This is a genomic window from Streptomyces rishiriensis (assembly GCF_030815485.1).
Taxonomy (GTDB): Bacteria; Actinomycetota; Actinomycetes; order Streptomycetales; family Streptomycetaceae; genus Streptomyces; species Streptomyces rishiriensis_A.
On the sequence record NZ_JAUSWV010000002.1, the window covers coordinates 4,907,648 to 4,921,150 of the forward strand.

A 13,503-nucleotide genomic window follows, 5' to 3' on the forward strand; every position below is an offset into this window, starting at 1 on the left:
CGGTCGGTGTGAGCTACGTCTGTCAGGGCCGTTCCGACTCAGTTTCGCAGATGGTGAAGCGGATGACGGCCCCGCCGGCCCCCGGCCGCCGCTGGCCTACCCTGGGAGGTCACTGACAGCCGGAGTCCAGCAAGTCGGAGAAGGTCGGAGAAGTCGCAGGTCATGAGCGAACTGCCCTATTCATACGATGCGCCTGTATCGCAGGCACTGTTCGACCGCGCGTCCGCCGTCACGCCGGGGGGTGTGAACTCGCCGGTGCGCGCGTTTCGCGCCGTGGGCGGCACGCCCCGGTTCATGGTGTCCGGTACCGGTCCGTATCTGACGGACGCCGACGGCCGGGAGTACGTCGACCTGGTCTGCTCCTGGGGGCCCATGATCCTCGGGCACTCGCACCCCGAGGTGATCGCCGCCGTGCAGGAGGCCGTCTCGCGCGGTACCTCCTTCGGTACGCCCGGTGAGGGCGAGGTCACGCTCGCGGAGGAGATGGTCGCCCGCATCGAGCCGCTGGAGGAGGTCAGGCTGGTCTCCAGCGGCACCGAGGCCACCATGTCGGCCATCCGGCTGGCCCGCGGGTTCACCCGGCGCACCAAGGTGATCAAGTTCGCCGGCTGCTACCACGGGCACGTCGACTCGCTGCTCGCGGCGGCCGGATCGGGCGTCGCGACCTTCGCGCTTCCCGACACCCCGGGTGTCACCGGCGCCCAGGCGGGCGACACCATCGTCCTGCCGTACAACGACCTCGAGGCCGTGCAGGAGGCCTTCCACCGGCACCCCGGCGAGATCGCCTGTGTGATCACCGAGGCCTCGCCGGGCAACATGGGCGTCGTGCCACCCCTTCCCGGTTTCAACCAGGGGCTCAAGGACGCCTGCCAGAACAACGGCGCGCTCTTCATCTCCGACGAGGTCATGACCGGGTTCCGGACCAGCCGGGCCGGTTGGTACGGGATCGACGGCGTGCGGCCCGACCTCATGACCTTCGGGAAGGTCATGGGCGGCGGCTTCCCCGCCGCGGCCTTCGGCGGCCGGGCGGACGTCATGGCGCACCTCGCCCCCGCGGGGCCCGTCTACCAGGCCGGCACCCTCTCCGGGAACCCCGTGGCGACCGCTGCCGGGCTCGCCCAGCTCCGGCTCCTCGACGACGCCGCGTACGTCAAGATCGACGACGTCTCCGCCCGGATCCAGTCGCTGGTGTCGGAGGCGCTGGCCAAGGAGGGGGTCGCGCACACGCTCCAGAGCGCCTCCAACATGTTCTCCGTCTTCTTCACGGACCGGCCGGTCCGTGACTACGAGGACGCCAAGGCGCAGGAGTCCTTCCGCTTCACCGCCTTCTTCCACTCCCTGCTGGCGAACGGCGTGTACCTGCCGCCGTCGTCCTTCGAGTCCTGGTTCGTGTCGACGGCTCACGACGACCGGGCCGTCCAGAGAATCGCCGACGCCCTTCCGGCGGCGGCCCGAGCGGCTGCGGAGGCCACAGCGGCATGACCACCCCGGAGAACGCCCCCGAGAATCCGTTGTCCCCGGGCAGCAAGGAACTCACCGTCGTCCACCTCATGCGGCACGGTGAGGTCGACAACCCCGACGGGGTCCTCTACGGCCGTCTCGACGGCTACCACCTGTCCGAGCTGGGCCGGCAGATGGCCGACCGGGTCGCCGAGCACCTCGCCTCCCGTGACGTCACCCATGTCGTGGCCTCCCCGCTGGAGCGGGCGCAGGAGACGGCGACGCCGATCGCCAAGGCGCACGGGCTCGACCTGGCCACCGACGCGCGGCTCCTGGAGGCGGAGAACGTCTTCCAGGGCAAGACCTTCGGCGTCGGGGACGGGGCGCTGCGCCGGCCCGAGAACTGGAAGCACCTCGTCAACCCGTTCAAGCCGTCCTGGGGCGAGCCGTACGTCGACCAGGTCGTCCGGATGATGGGCGCGCTGGACGCGGCGAAGGACGCGGCCCGCGGGCACGAGGCGGTGCTCGTCAGCCATCAGCTGCCGATCTGGATCGTGCGGTCCTACGTCGAGCGGCGGCGGCTGTGGCACGACCCGCGCAAGCGGCAGTGCACGCTCGCCTCGCTGACGACCTTCACGTACCAGGGCGACCGGATCGTGTCCGTCGGCTACAGCGAGCCCGCCATCGACCTGGTGCCCGCCCATCTGCGGGCCGGTGCCAAGCCGGTCCAGGGCAAGGGCAAGGCCTTCGGGGCGTAGGCCCGCGGGCGCCCCGTCCGGCCGGATCCGCCCAGGTGGAACCCGTGGCCGGATGCCATGGCCGAAAGGCCCTCCTGTTACGGAATCCGGAACTATCGGCGGAACCGCCTCGTTCGTCACGTCCTCTGAATGGGTGACCATCGGAAAATGTGACGAACGGGGTTGCCATGCGCGCCATCACCCGAAGGGGAGCACTCGGACTCGGCGCCGGGGCCGCCGCCGCTGCCGGACTCGCGGGCTGCGGCAGCCTCACGGACTCGGACGGGCCGAGCACCCCGGGCGGTTCCAGCGGCTCCGGCAAGCCCTCCGCCAGCGCCAGTCCGAAGGTCACCGCCCGTCCCCTCGGCGACGGCTCCACCTCCTTCACGGGCAAGCAGCCCCACCAGCCGGCCGCGCCGGTGCCGCTCCAGCCCGGCGAGGAGCCGCCGCAGTTCGTCGTCTTCTCCTGGGACGGGGCCGGCGAGGTCGGCAACGGCCTCTTCAACCGCTTCCTCGACCTCGCCAAGGAGCACGACGCGGGCATGACCTTCTTCCTCTCCGGGCTGTATCTGCTGCCCGAGTCGAAGAAGCGGCTCTACGACCCGCCGAACAACCCGCGCGGCGCCTCCGACATCGGCTACCTCACCGACGAGCACGTCAGGATGACGCTCGACGGCGTCCGCCGGGCCTGGCTCGAGGGGCACGAGATAGGCACCCACTTCAACGGGCACTTCTGCTCCGGGCACGGGACCGTCGGCAACTGGACGTCGAAGCAGTGGCGCAGCGAGATAGACCAGGCGAAGTCGTTCGTGAAGGAGTGGCGGACCAACACCGGTTGGAACGACCTGCCGGCGCTGCCCTTCGACTACGACAAGGAACTCGTCGGCGGCCGGACGCCGTGTCTGCTCGGCCAGGAGAATCTGCTGCCCACCGCCCGTGCCCTCGGCTGGCGCTACGACGCCTCCTCGCCGGGCGGGCGTCAGGTGTGGCCGAGCAAGAAGGACGGGATCTGGGACCTGCCGTTGCAGCAGATACCTTTCCCCGGCCGTGGTTTCGAGGTCCTCTCGATGGACTACAACATGCTCGCCAACCAGTCGATCAACTCGACCAAGGCGCCCAGCCACAACTACCCGGGCTGGCGGCAGCAGTCCGCGCAGGCGTACATCCAGGGCTTCAAGCGGGCATTCGAGACGAACCGGGCGCCGTTCTTCGTCGGCAACCACTTCGAGCAGTGGAACGGCGGCATCTACATGGACGCCGTCGAGGAGGCCTTCAAGCACATCGCGCGCGAGAAGGAGAAGGGCGCGGACGTGCGGCTGGTCTCCTTCCGGCAGTTCGTGGACTGGATCGACGTCCAGAAGCCGGAGGTCCTCGAGAAGCTGCGCACCCTCGACGTCGGGCAGCAGCCGACCGGGGGCTGGAAGACCTTCCTGGCCGCGAGCACCCCCTCCGCGTCCACCTCTGCCTCGGCCTCGGCGGACGCCGCCGCCAACGCCGCCTGAAATGGGGTTTTCTCCCCGCAAGGGGGGTGCGCAAGATCCCCAGAACGGGCATGCGAAACTTTTCACATGAGTGCCGCCAGCCGCGCCCCCCTGTGCTCGACCAGCCGGAACCGCTCGCGCCGTGCCGCCCTGACCACGGCCGCCGGCGGAGCCGTCGCCGCCCTGCTGCTGTCCGCCTGCACCTCCGGAGGCACCGCCGGAGGAGGCGGTGACACCAACTTCGTGATGGGCAAGGACGGCATCTCCACCGCGAAGAAGGGGACGCGCGCCGCGGCCCCCGACCTGTCCGGCAAGAGCGTCGCCGGAGGACAGCTCGACATCGCCGCCTACAAGGGCAAGGTCGTCGTCCTCAACGTGTGGGGCTCCTGGTGCGCCCCGTGCCGTGCCGAGGCGCCTGGTTTCCAGAAGGTCTACACGGACCTCAAGGGCCAGGGCGTGCAGTTCGTCGGCATCAACACCCTCGACACCAGCAACGACAACGCCCTCGCCTTCGAGAAGCAGCAGGGCATCACCTACCCCAGCCTGTCCGACCCGAAGGGCAAGCTGCTGCTGCGCTTCAAGAAGGGCACGCTCAGCCTCCAGGCCATCCCCTCCACGCTGGTCATCGACCGGGAGGGCAAGATCGCCGCCCGGTCGCTGGCCGCGCTCAGCGAGGACAGGCTGCGCAAGATGATCGCGCCCGTCCTCGCGGAGAAGTGACGTGAGCGCGGTCACCACGCTCGCCGCGACGGGATACAACGACACCGTGCTCAACGGCGCGTTGCTGGTCGCGCTGCCGATCGCGCTGCTCGGCGGCCTCGTCTCGTTCTTCTCGCCGTGCGTCCTGCCGCTCGTCCCCGGCTATCTCTCGTACGTCACCGGCGTCGCCGGCACGGACCTGGCCGAGGCCCGCCGCGGGCGGATGGTCGCCGGCGCCTCGCTCTTCGTCCTCGGCTTCACCGCCGTGTTCGTCTCCAGCGGGGCCCTGTTCGGTTACTTCGGTGAGAACCTCCAGGCCAACCAGGACGTCCTGTCCAAGGTGCTGGGGGTGCTCATGATCCTCATGGGCGTCTTCTTCATGGGCCTGATGCCCTGGATGACCCAGCGGGAGTTCCGCTTCCACAAGCGGCCCGTCGCCGGACTGGCCGGCGCCCCGCTGCTCGGCGCCCTGTTCGGCATCGGGTGGACCCCCTGCATCGGCCCGACCCTGGCCTCCGTGATCGCCCTCTCCTCCCAGCAGGGAAGCGCGGGCCGCGGTGCCATACTGACCGTCGCCTACTGCCTCGGCCTCGGTGTGCCCTTCGTGCTCGCCGCGGTCGCCTTCCGCAAGGCGCTCGGCGCCTTCGGCTGGGTCAAGCGTCACTACGCCTGGGTGATGCGGATCGGCGGCACGATGATGATCGTGACCGGTCTGCTGCTGCTGACCGGTGCGTGGGACCGCCTCGTGCAGGACATCCAGTCCTGGTCCGTCGGCTTCACTGTGGGGATCTGATTCATGAGCAAGAGCACCGTCGGCGCCGACCCCGGCGAGAGCCCGGTCACCCCCGACGAGCAGGACCTCGGCGCCGCCGGCTCCCAGCTGTCCACCGCGCCCGTGGACACGCTGGCCAGCGGACCCGCCCTGGGGGTCGTCGGCTGGACCCGCTGGTTCTGGCGGCAGCTCACCTCCATGCGGGTCGCGTTGCTGCTGCTCCTGCTGCTGGCCCTCGGCGCGATCCCCGGTTCGCTGATCCCGCAGTCGGGCACCGACGAGACGAAGGTCGCCGAGTTCCGTCAGGCACACGGGACGCTCGCGCCGGTCTACGACAGGCTCGGCCTCTTCCACGTCTACAGCTCGGTGTGGTTCTCCGCGATCTACATCCTGCTGTTCGTCTCCCTCATCGGCTGCATCGTGCCCCGCACCTGGCAGTTCGTCGGTCAGCTGCGCAGCCGCCCGCCGGGTGCGCCGAAGCGGCTGACCCGGCTGCCCGCGTACACCACCTGGCGCACCGACGCGGAGCCGGAACAGGTCCGCGAGGCCGCGCTCACCCTGCTGCGCAAGCGTCGCTTCCGCGCCCACCTCTCCGGGGACGCCGTCGCCGCGGAGAAGGGGTACCTCCGCGAGGTCGGCAACCTCTCCTTCCACATCGCGCTGATCGTGATGCTGGTCGCCTTCGCCTGCGGCCAGCTCTACAAGTCCGAGGGGAACAAGCTGGTCGTCGAGGGCGACGGCTTCTCCAACACCCTCACCCAGTACAACGACTTCAAGTCCGGCAACCTCTTCGGCACCGACGACCTGAACCCGTTCAGCTTCACCCTGGACAAGTTCACCGGCACGTACGAGACCTCGGGGCCCAACAAGGGCACCGCGCGTACCTTCCAGTCCGTCATCACCTACAGCGTGGGCGCGTACGGCAAGGACAAGAAGGCCGTCGTCAAGGTCAACCACCCGCTGGAGATCGACGACTCGAAGATCTACCTCACCGCCCACGGCTACGCGCCCGTCATCACCGTCCGCGACGGCAAGGGCAACGTCGTCTACCGCGACGCGGTGCCGCTGCTGCCGCTCGACTCCAACATCACCTCCAGCGGTGTGATCAAGGTGCTCGACGGCTACCGGGACGCCAAGGGCGTCGATGAGCAGCTCGGCATCTCGGCCTTCTTCCTGCCGACGTACACCGAGGGCAGTGAGGCGGCGTCGACCTTCCCGGCACTGCGCAACCCGGTGCTGAACCTGACGCCGTACCACGGCGACCTCGGCGTCGACTCGGGCATCCCGCAGAGCGTGTACCAGCTCGACAAGTCGCACATGAAGGAGTTCAAGGACTCCAAGGGCGCGCAGCTGCGGGACAACCTCGAGCCCGGCGAGACCATGACCCTCCCGAACGGCGCCGGCTCGGTGACCTACGAGGGCACCAAGGAGTGGGCGAACTTCCAGGTCACCCAGCAGCCCGCGAGCGGCTGGGCGCTGGGCGGGGCCATCACCGCGATCTTCGGCCTCGCCGGTTCCCTGTTCCTCCAGCGCCGCCGGGTCTGGGTGCGCGCGGTGAAGGGGGACGACGGGGTGACGGTCGTCGAGATGGGCGGACTCGGCCGCAGCGAGTCGGCCAAGGTGCCCGAGGAACTCGGCGACCTCGCCGGAATCCTGTACGACCAGGCCCCGTCGACCCCGGATCCCGACACCCCCGCGTCGCCGGCACCGCACGCATCGCCCGCATCCTCCGAACCCGAAGCCGTACCTGCCGAAGGGGCTGAGAAGTGACTCTCGCCGCCGCCACCAACGAAAACCTCGCGAGCATCAGCAACACGCTGATCTACTCCGCGATGGCCGTCTACACCCTGGCCTTCTTCGCGTACATCGCCGAGTGGCTCCTCGGCAGCCGCAGCAAGGTCGGCCGTACCGCCGCCGCGCTCACCGCCACGACCGCGGCCGAGGGCCCGGCCGTCACCGCCGCGAAGCAGGGCGGCACGGCCGTCCTGGAGCGGCCGCAGGTCGTGGTGCGCTCCGCGGCCGGCGCGCGCGACGTGCCCGACGGGCCCGGCGCGCACGGCGGCGACGAGCAGGGCGACATGTACGGCCGGATCGCCATCTCCCTCACCGTGCTCGCGTTCCTGGTCGAGCTGGGCGGCGTGATCGCCCGCGCGGCCTCGGTGGAGCGGGCGCCGTGGGGCAACATGTACGAGTTCAACCTCACCTTCTCCACGGTGGCCGTCGGCGTGTACCTCGGGCTGCTGGCGCTGAAGAAGAACGTGCGCTGGCTCGGCCTGTTCCTGATCACCTCGGTCCTGCTGGACCTGGGTCTCGCGGTCACCGTCCTCTACACGGCGAGCGACCAGCTGGTCCCGGCGCTGCACTCGTACTGGCTGTACATCCACGTCTCCACCGCGATCTTCTGCGGCGCGGTGTTCTACGTCGGCGCGGTCGCCACGATCCTGTACCTGTTCAAGGACTCCTACGAGAACAAGCTGGCGACCGGCGGCAAGCCCGGCAGGTTCGCCAACTCGGTGCTGGACCGCCTGCCCGCCTCGGCCTCGCTCGACAAGTTCGCCTACCGGGTCAACGCGGCCGTCTTCCCGCTGTGGACGTTCACGATCATCGCGGGCGCGATCTGGGCGGGCGACGCCTGGGGCCGCTACTGGGGCTGGGACCCGAAGGAGACCTGGTCGTTCATCACCTGGGTCGCCTACGCCTGCTACCTGCACGCCCGCGCCACGGCCGGCTGGAAGGGCCGCAAGGCCGCCTACCTGGCCCTGATCGCGTTCGGCTGCTGGCTGTTCAACTACTACGGCGTCAACATCTTCGTCTCCGGAAAGCACTCGTACGCGGGCGTGTGAGCCGCGACAAGCCGACGGTGAAGGCCGGTTCCTGTGACCTGGGTCACGGGAACCGGCCTTCGTCGTGCGGACAGGCAGAAGGGCGTGGACACGACTCCGAGTACGTCGAGAACGCTGAGGAAACGAATCCGCGCGGGGGACCACGACGCATTCGCCGAGCTCTTCGACGCCTACGCCCGCTCCGTCTACAACCACGCCTACCGGCTCACGGGGGAGTGGACGGTCGCCGAGGAGGTCGTGTCGCTGACCTTCCTGGAAGCCTGGCGGCTGCGCGAGAAACCCGACGAGGCCGGCGGTTCGCTGCGCCCGTGGCTGCTGGGCATCGCCACCAACGTCACGCGCAACACCCGCCGCGCGGCCCGCAGGCACGCGGCGGCCGTGTCCCGGCTCCCGCGCGACGAGGCCGTGGAGGACTTCGCCGAGGAGGTCGCCGGACGGGTGGACGACGCCGCCCGGCTGGACCTCGTACGCACCGCGCTGGCGAGACTGCGGCGGACCGAGCGGGAGGTGCTGGCGCTGTGCGGGTGGTCCGGCCTCGACTACCGGGCCGCCGCCGAGGCGCTGGGGGTGCCGGTCGGAACCGTACGCTCGCGGCTCTCGCGAGCGCGGACGAAGCTCGCGAAGCATATGGAACCACCGCGAACGCGCGGACAGATGAAAGGTGACCGCGGCACCGCGGTCGGGCCCGTCAAGGAGGGGAACCGATGACCCAGCTTCCCGAGCAGGACCTTCCACCGGGCCGTCACCGACTCCTCAAGGAGCATCTGATGACCGAGATCGCGCACACCGGCGAAGCCCCCGCGCGCCCGGGAAGCCGATGGCTGCGCCCCGCGCTGTCCGTGGCGGCCGTGGCGACCGTCGCCGCCGTCACGTTCACCGTGCTGCCGTCGTCCGGCGACGCCGCACCGCGCACGACGACGGTGGCGGCCGTCCTGGAGGACGCGGCGCTGGTCGCGGGCCGGTCGACCGGATACGACAAGATCCGCGACGACCAGTTCACGTACGTCGAGTCCAAGACGTCCTCCGTCAAGATCGGCAGGGACGGGAAGCGAGTCGTCACGCCCCTGCACCGCAGGGAGGTCTGGGTGTCCGTGGACGGCGGCCGCGAAGGCGTGATCCGGGACGGGACCGCCTCGCGCGAGGTGAGCTACCCGACCTATCGGCCGGAAGTGTTTCCCGGCCAGCTGTACGCCGGGTACGACTACCTCGCGTCCCTGCCCACCGACCCGGACGCGATGTACGACCGGTTCCGCGAAAAGGTCTCGCTGACGGTCCTCATGGTCGACGGGGCCTCGCCCGTCGTCCTGGAGAGGGACTACGCGCTGTTCCGGGCGGTGGGCGAACTGATGCGGGACGGGATCGTGCCGCCCGCCCAGGAGGCCGCGTTGTACCGGGCCGCCGCTCGCGTCTCCGGGGTGACCGTGGACGAGGACGCCGAGGACGTGCTCGGACGGCACGGGGTGGCGGTCGCCCGTGAGGACGCGAAGCTGCCGTTCCGGGTGGAATGGATCTTCGACAGGAAGACGCACCAGATGCTCGGGCAGCGGACGACGGTCACCCGGGACTACGGGAAGTACAGGAAGGGGACCGTGCTCGACGACGCCGCCATCGTGCGTCGCGCCGTCGTCGACAAGGTGGGCCAGCGCCCGTAGGGCACCGTCCTAGGACGGCGGCAGGCATTCCGTGGCCGGGGGCCTTCCCTCCGGCCAGGCGATGCGGACGAAGCGGGAGCCGCCGTCGGCGTGGAGTTCGACGATCGGCACGGCCTTGTCGTACGGATTGCCGTGCACGTCCAGGCAGATCCAGCCGCTCGCCCCGCTCACCCGCAGCGAGCCCTTGACCTGGGGCCATTGCAGGCCGACGTCCGCGAGCGGCGGGACCGTCGCACCGTCGGGTGTGGCCTCGCGGATGCCGTGCACGGCCAGCGTCAGCGCGTCGAAACCGATGATCAGCTGGCCGTCCTCGAGGGCGATGTCGCCGATCGGGCCGACCGGCTCACGGGCGCTGCGGGCGAGGAGGTCGGTGAGGACCTTCGCGTCCCCCGCGGAGCCGCCCGGCAGCCCCGCGGGGGCGTTCACCCAGGCGTCCGGGTGGGCGAGCGAGGTGTAGCGGACGGAGAGGTGGTGGGTGAGGGCGGTGCGGTCCAGCTTCTTGTCCCCGGACAGGTACGAGCCCTCGTCGCCCGTCAGCACCGTGAGCCTGCGGTTCTGACAGCCGCGTGTGCCGAGCGCGTTGACGAACTGGCGCAACTGCGTGTGCCGGCCCGCGAACAGGATGGTGTCCGTCTCCGCGGAGGTGTCGCACACCAGGTGGGTGATCTGCCGGAAGGTGTTCGCCGTCGTCCCCTCCTGGGTGCGGTCGGCCGGTGGGGTGAACGGCTGCGGCTCGTAGGGCGAACCCTTCAGCAGCGCGGTGAACGACGTCTGGAGCGTCCGCGTGTACGGGTCGCCGGGCTTGTCGTACACCAGCAGGGCCCGGCCCGCCTCGACCTTGGCGAACGAGGCGAGGGCGCGTGCCTCGTCCGTGTTGGTGGGGGAGACCCGGGCCAGGCCGGGGAAGGGATCCTTGCCGTTCTGGCCGTTGGCGAGATCGTCGGCGGTGATCGAGGCGCCGACCACCGGTATGCCCCGCCGGGTCAGTTCCGCCACGGCCTTCTTGTTGTTGTCGGTGCTCTGCCCGACCCCGGCGACCGCGCGCAGCCGGTCGGCGCCCTTCGCCATCCGCTCCAGCTGATCGACCATCGTCTGCCAGTGGCCGCTGGTGGCACCCGGGTTGGCGAGCACCAGACGGATCGCCGGAGCCTGTCCGTTGGAGGTGTGGTTGGCCTGCCACTGCGCCAGGTAGGCGCCCTGCACCTCGTGCTGGATGTCGCTGAGCGTCGACGGGGTGGAGGCGGTGTACGGCAGCATCAGCGCGACCGTGACATAACTGCCCGTCTTGAGCCGGTCGTTCTCCCGGTCGATCGCCCGCACCGCCTCCCGCAGCTGGGGATGCCCGAAGTCGTAGGCGTCCGTGGCCACGCCCACGCACTCGTCGCCGCCTGCCGGACGGGCCACCCCGGGCGCGCAGGACCGGTCCTCGTCGGTGACCGCCCGCACCGCGAAGACCAGCCCGGTCAGCACGGCGGCGGTGACCAGCAGGGCGAGATAGCGGTGGAGGCGGATCTCCCAGACCTCCCGCAGCCACCGCGCCAGCGGGCTTCCGACTCCGTCGGCCATCACGCCACCCCGTCCCCGTCGTCCGGTCCGTGCCCGTCGCCGTCCGTGTCGTCGCCGTCGTCGTCCTGGGCCGGGGTGCGCAGCGGGCGGCCCGCGAGAGCGTCCGCGGGCCAGGCCTGGGAGGTCGCGAACAGCAGCGCGCCCCCGGCGGGCCGTTGGTCGGACAGCTGGAGCAGCTCGAACTCCAGCCGCCCGCACACCTTCGGGTCCGGCAGCACCAGCGGGTCGGTCACCTGCCAGACCGCGTGCAGCAGCCGTCGTATCCGCAGGTGGAGGGAGGCGTTCACGCCCTCCGGCGGTTCCTGGGCGGCGTCGGTGCGGCCCAGCGCGATCGCCGACCGGCGGTCGTCCTGCCCGTCGGCGTCGCGGCCTGCCGCGTCGTGCGCGTGGAAGTAGGGCGCGGACGCCAGGAAGCGCAGGGTGTCCAGCCAGGTGCGGGTGCGCAGCCCGGCGAACGTGTCGCGCAGGTAGGCCACCGCGCCGGCCGTGTCGCCGAGCGCCAGCTCGTGGTAGAGCCGGTACCGGGCGTGGGCGGGATCCTGGCCGTCCGGATCCCGGCCGTCGGCGGGGGCGTAGTGGCGGATCAGGGTCTCGTGTACCTCACGCCACCTGGCGTGGTCGGCGGGCCGGTGGTGCAGCCGGAGCAACAACAGGGTGCGGGTGAAGGGATCGCCGACGAAGTGACCCGGCGCGCCCGGCAGCCCCTCCGCGGCGAGCCTGGCCCGCAGCGACCTCACGCCGGACGAACCGAAGTCGTCGGGGAGCTGGGCGTCGGCGAGGGCGACGGCGGAGTCGTGGTCATGGGCGGCCGCGAGGACGGTCAGCTCGTCGAGCCGGTCGGCGGGGACCAGGCGCTCCAGCAGCTCGGTGTAGGCGGGCCGGCCGTCGTCGGCCTGTCCCTCCTCCAGCTTGACCTTCGCGGTGAGCAGCCGCCCCAGCGAGTCGGCCTGCGCCGGGTGTTGACCGGCGGCGGTCGCGAGCAGCACGATGCCGAGCGGGTTGCCGCCCGTCAGCCGGTGGGTGGCGTGCGGGAACCGGGGCGGCAGCTCGGTGTCGTCGCAGACCGCGCCGACCATGTGCAGGGTGTCGTCGGGGGACAGCGGCGTCAGCGGTACGAGCAGTGCCCGCGAGGAGGGCGAACTGCCCGGCGCCCAGTCCGTGGAGCGGGCCACCTCCGGCAGCTCACGGCGTACGGCGTCCCCGAGCGCCGGGTGGGCCGCGCCGCGCACCGTCGCCACCCACACCACCTGGTCGCCGACCCCGTCCGCCCGGTCCCGCAGGACGGCGTCCAGCAGCCCGGGACCCGGACCGCTACGGGCGTTGTCCAGCAGTACGAGCGGCCTGCCGAGCCGGGTCAGGTGCGAGCCGATCCCCGAGTACGCCTCGGCCAGGTCGGCGAGCAGCGCCCGCACCAGCCAGCGCTCGGCGTGCTCGCGCGAGGTGCCGCCTGCCCGGAAGTTCCCGGCGAGCAGCAGCAGTCCCCGCTTGGCGTTGCCGCCCGCGTTCGGATAGGAGCGGTACCAGGTGGCCGGCCGCTGCTCCTTGCGGTGTGTGACGCCCTCGGAGAGCGCCTCCAGGGTCGCTTCCACGGTCGCCGCGACGAACGGGCCCCCGCCGCTCGCCGCCGCGATCACCTTGGACGCGACCTTGGCCGCCCACCGCCCGGCCAGGGTGAACCGGGAGGCGCGCTCGTTCAGCAGCAGGATCCGCACCAGCTCCCGCCGGATGCGGTCGGAGTCGGTGCGGCCGCTCCAGTCGCTGGCCCGGACCGCCACCAGCCCGGCCGTCAGCCGCGGAAAGGTGAGCTGCCCGGCGGCCCGCACCGGCTCCGTCAGCTGCTCGGCGACGACCAGCAACGCCTGCCACACCGGCGACCAGGACTCCGGGCTCTCCTCGTGCGGCGGCCGCGCGAACTGCTCGTCCTCGCAGTCGATCAACGCGACCGGCGTACGTCTTCGGGCCTCACCCCTGCGGGTGTGTTCCGTGTAGGCGTCCCACAGTTCGGCGAGCACCGCGCTCTTGCCCAGACCCCGGCCGCCCGCCAGCACCAGCAGGGGCGGCCCGGCGGGGTGTTCGGGCTTCTCCGCGTGGAGCTCGTACGGACGGATCCCCACGAGTCGCGGTACGAGACCGGCGGGCTCGACGTCGAACAGCGCGCCACGCCCGTACAACCGTCTGTGCACCGCGCACCTCCCCCAGGGCTCGGTTCCCGACGCAAGGGTAAGGAGAGGGAGTTGATAAGTGCCAGATCGCGTGGTGTCCGTTGGGTCACGAAACTTCCGGAGGTGGGCGGAACGGCCCGGTCATTCCACC

Annotated in this window: 11 protein-coding genes; 9 read left to right on the plus strand and 2 right to left on the minus strand. The window is 71.0% G+C overall.

All coding sequences use genetic code 11. From position 1 onward, the window contains the following. The first annotated feature begins 162 nt into the window (after positions 1 to 162). From hemL to QF030_RS24395, 9 genes are all read left to right on the plus strand, one after another. Positions 163 to 1,482 (plus strand): glutamate-1-semialdehyde 2,1-aminomutase, encoded by a 1,320-nt coding sequence (hemL, locus tag QF030_RS24355; protein ID WP_307164765.1) that lies wholly within the window; start codon positions 163 to 165, stop codon positions 1,480 to 1,482. Beyond that, positions 1,479 to 2,198, plus strand: a complete 720-nt coding sequence (locus QF030_RS24360; protein ID WP_307164766.1) for a histidine phosphatase family protein — start codon at positions 1,479 to 1,481, stop codon at positions 2,196 to 2,198. The genes hemL and QF030_RS24360 overlap by 4 nt, the downstream gene beginning before the upstream one ends. A gap of 167 nt (positions 2,199 to 2,365) precedes the next feature. Continuing rightward, positions 2,366 to 3,679 (plus strand): hypothetical protein, encoded by a 1,314-nt coding sequence (locus QF030_RS24365; protein ID WP_307167675.1) that lies wholly within the window; start codon positions 2,366 to 2,368, stop codon positions 3,677 to 3,679. Positions 3,680 to 3,745: 66 nt separating this feature from the next. Next, a complete protein-coding gene (locus QF030_RS24370) occupies positions 3,746 to 4,378 on the plus strand; it encodes a TlpA family protein disulfide reductase (protein WP_307164767.1) in 633 nt (210 codons plus the stop codon). A 1-nt stretch (position 4,379) separates the two neighbouring features. After that, positions 4,380 to 5,150, plus strand: coding sequence for a cytochrome c biogenesis CcdA family protein (locus QF030_RS24375; RefSeq protein ID WP_020130083.1), 771 nt, complete (start codon positions 4,380 to 4,382; stop codon positions 5,148 to 5,150). A gap of 3 nt (positions 5,151 to 5,153) precedes the next feature. Next, a complete protein-coding gene (gene resB / locus QF030_RS24380; RefSeq protein ID WP_307164768.1) occupies positions 5,154 to 6,899 on the plus strand; it encodes a cytochrome c biogenesis protein ResB in 1,746 nt (581 codons plus the stop codon). Further along, positions 6,896 to 7,972: a c-type cytochrome biogenesis protein CcsB gene (gene ccsB / locus QF030_RS24385; protein ID WP_307164769.1), complete on the plus strand. Its 1,077-nt coding sequence runs from the start codon at positions 6,896 to 6,898 to the stop codon at positions 7,970 to 7,972. The genes resB and ccsB overlap by 4 nt, the downstream gene beginning before the upstream one ends. Positions 7,973 to 8,086: 114 nt before the next feature. Next, entirely contained in the window at positions 8,087 to 8,680 is a 594-nt protein-coding gene (locus QF030_RS24390; protein ID WP_307167676.1) for an RNA polymerase sigma factor, read from the plus strand. Further along, on the plus strand, positions 8,677 to 9,624 hold the full coding sequence (locus QF030_RS24395) for a CU044_5270 family protein (RefSeq protein WP_307164770.1): 948 nt from the start codon (positions 8,677 to 8,679) through the stop codon (positions 9,622 to 9,624). The genes QF030_RS24390 and QF030_RS24395 overlap by 4 nt, the downstream gene beginning before the upstream one ends. A 9-nt stretch (positions 9,625 to 9,633) precedes the next feature. Here QF030_RS24395 and QF030_RS24400 read toward each other — a convergent pair whose 3' ends face one another. Then, positions 9,634 to 11,190 (minus strand): hypothetical protein, encoded by a 1,557-nt coding sequence (locus QF030_RS24400; RefSeq protein ID WP_307164771.1) that lies wholly within the window; start codon positions 11,188 to 11,190, stop codon positions 9,634 to 9,636. After that, positions 11,190 to 13,373: a hypothetical protein gene (locus QF030_RS24405; RefSeq protein ID WP_307164772.1), complete on the minus strand. Its 2,184-nt coding sequence runs from the start codon at positions 13,371 to 13,373 to the stop codon at positions 11,190 to 11,192. The genes QF030_RS24400 and QF030_RS24405 overlap by 1 nt, the downstream gene beginning before the upstream one ends. Positions 13,374 to 13,503: the final 130 nt, after the last annotated feature.

What these genes read in the sequence shown, in the direction of transcription:
- hemL (WP_307164765.1), top strand. Translation starts at nt 163, where the DNA reads ATGAGCGAACTGCCCTATTCATACGATGCGCCTGTATCGCAGGCACTG.
- QF030_RS24360 (WP_307164766.1), top strand. Translation starts at nt 1,479, where the DNA reads ATGACCACCCCGGAGAACGCCCCCGAGAATCCGTTGTCCCCGGGCAGC.
- QF030_RS24365 (WP_307167675.1), top strand. Translation starts at nt 2,366, where the DNA reads ATGCGCGCCATCACCCGAAGGGGAGCACTCGGACTCGGCGCCGGGGCC.
- QF030_RS24370 (WP_307164767.1), top strand. Translation starts at nt 3,746, where the DNA reads ATGAGTGCCGCCAGCCGCGCCCCCCTGTGCTCGACCAGCCGGAACCGC.
- resB (WP_307164768.1), top strand. Translation starts at nt 5,154, where the DNA reads ATGAGCAAGAGCACCGTCGGCGCCGACCCCGGCGAGAGCCCGGTCACC.
- QF030_RS24395 (WP_307164770.1), top strand. Translation starts at nt 8,677, where the DNA reads ATGACCCAGCTTCCCGAGCAGGACCTTCCACCGGGCCGTCACCGACTC.
- QF030_RS24400 (WP_307164771.1), bottom strand. Translation starts at nt 11,190, where the DNA reads ATGGCCGACGGAGTCGGAAGCCCGCTGGCGCGGTGGCTGCGGGAGGTC.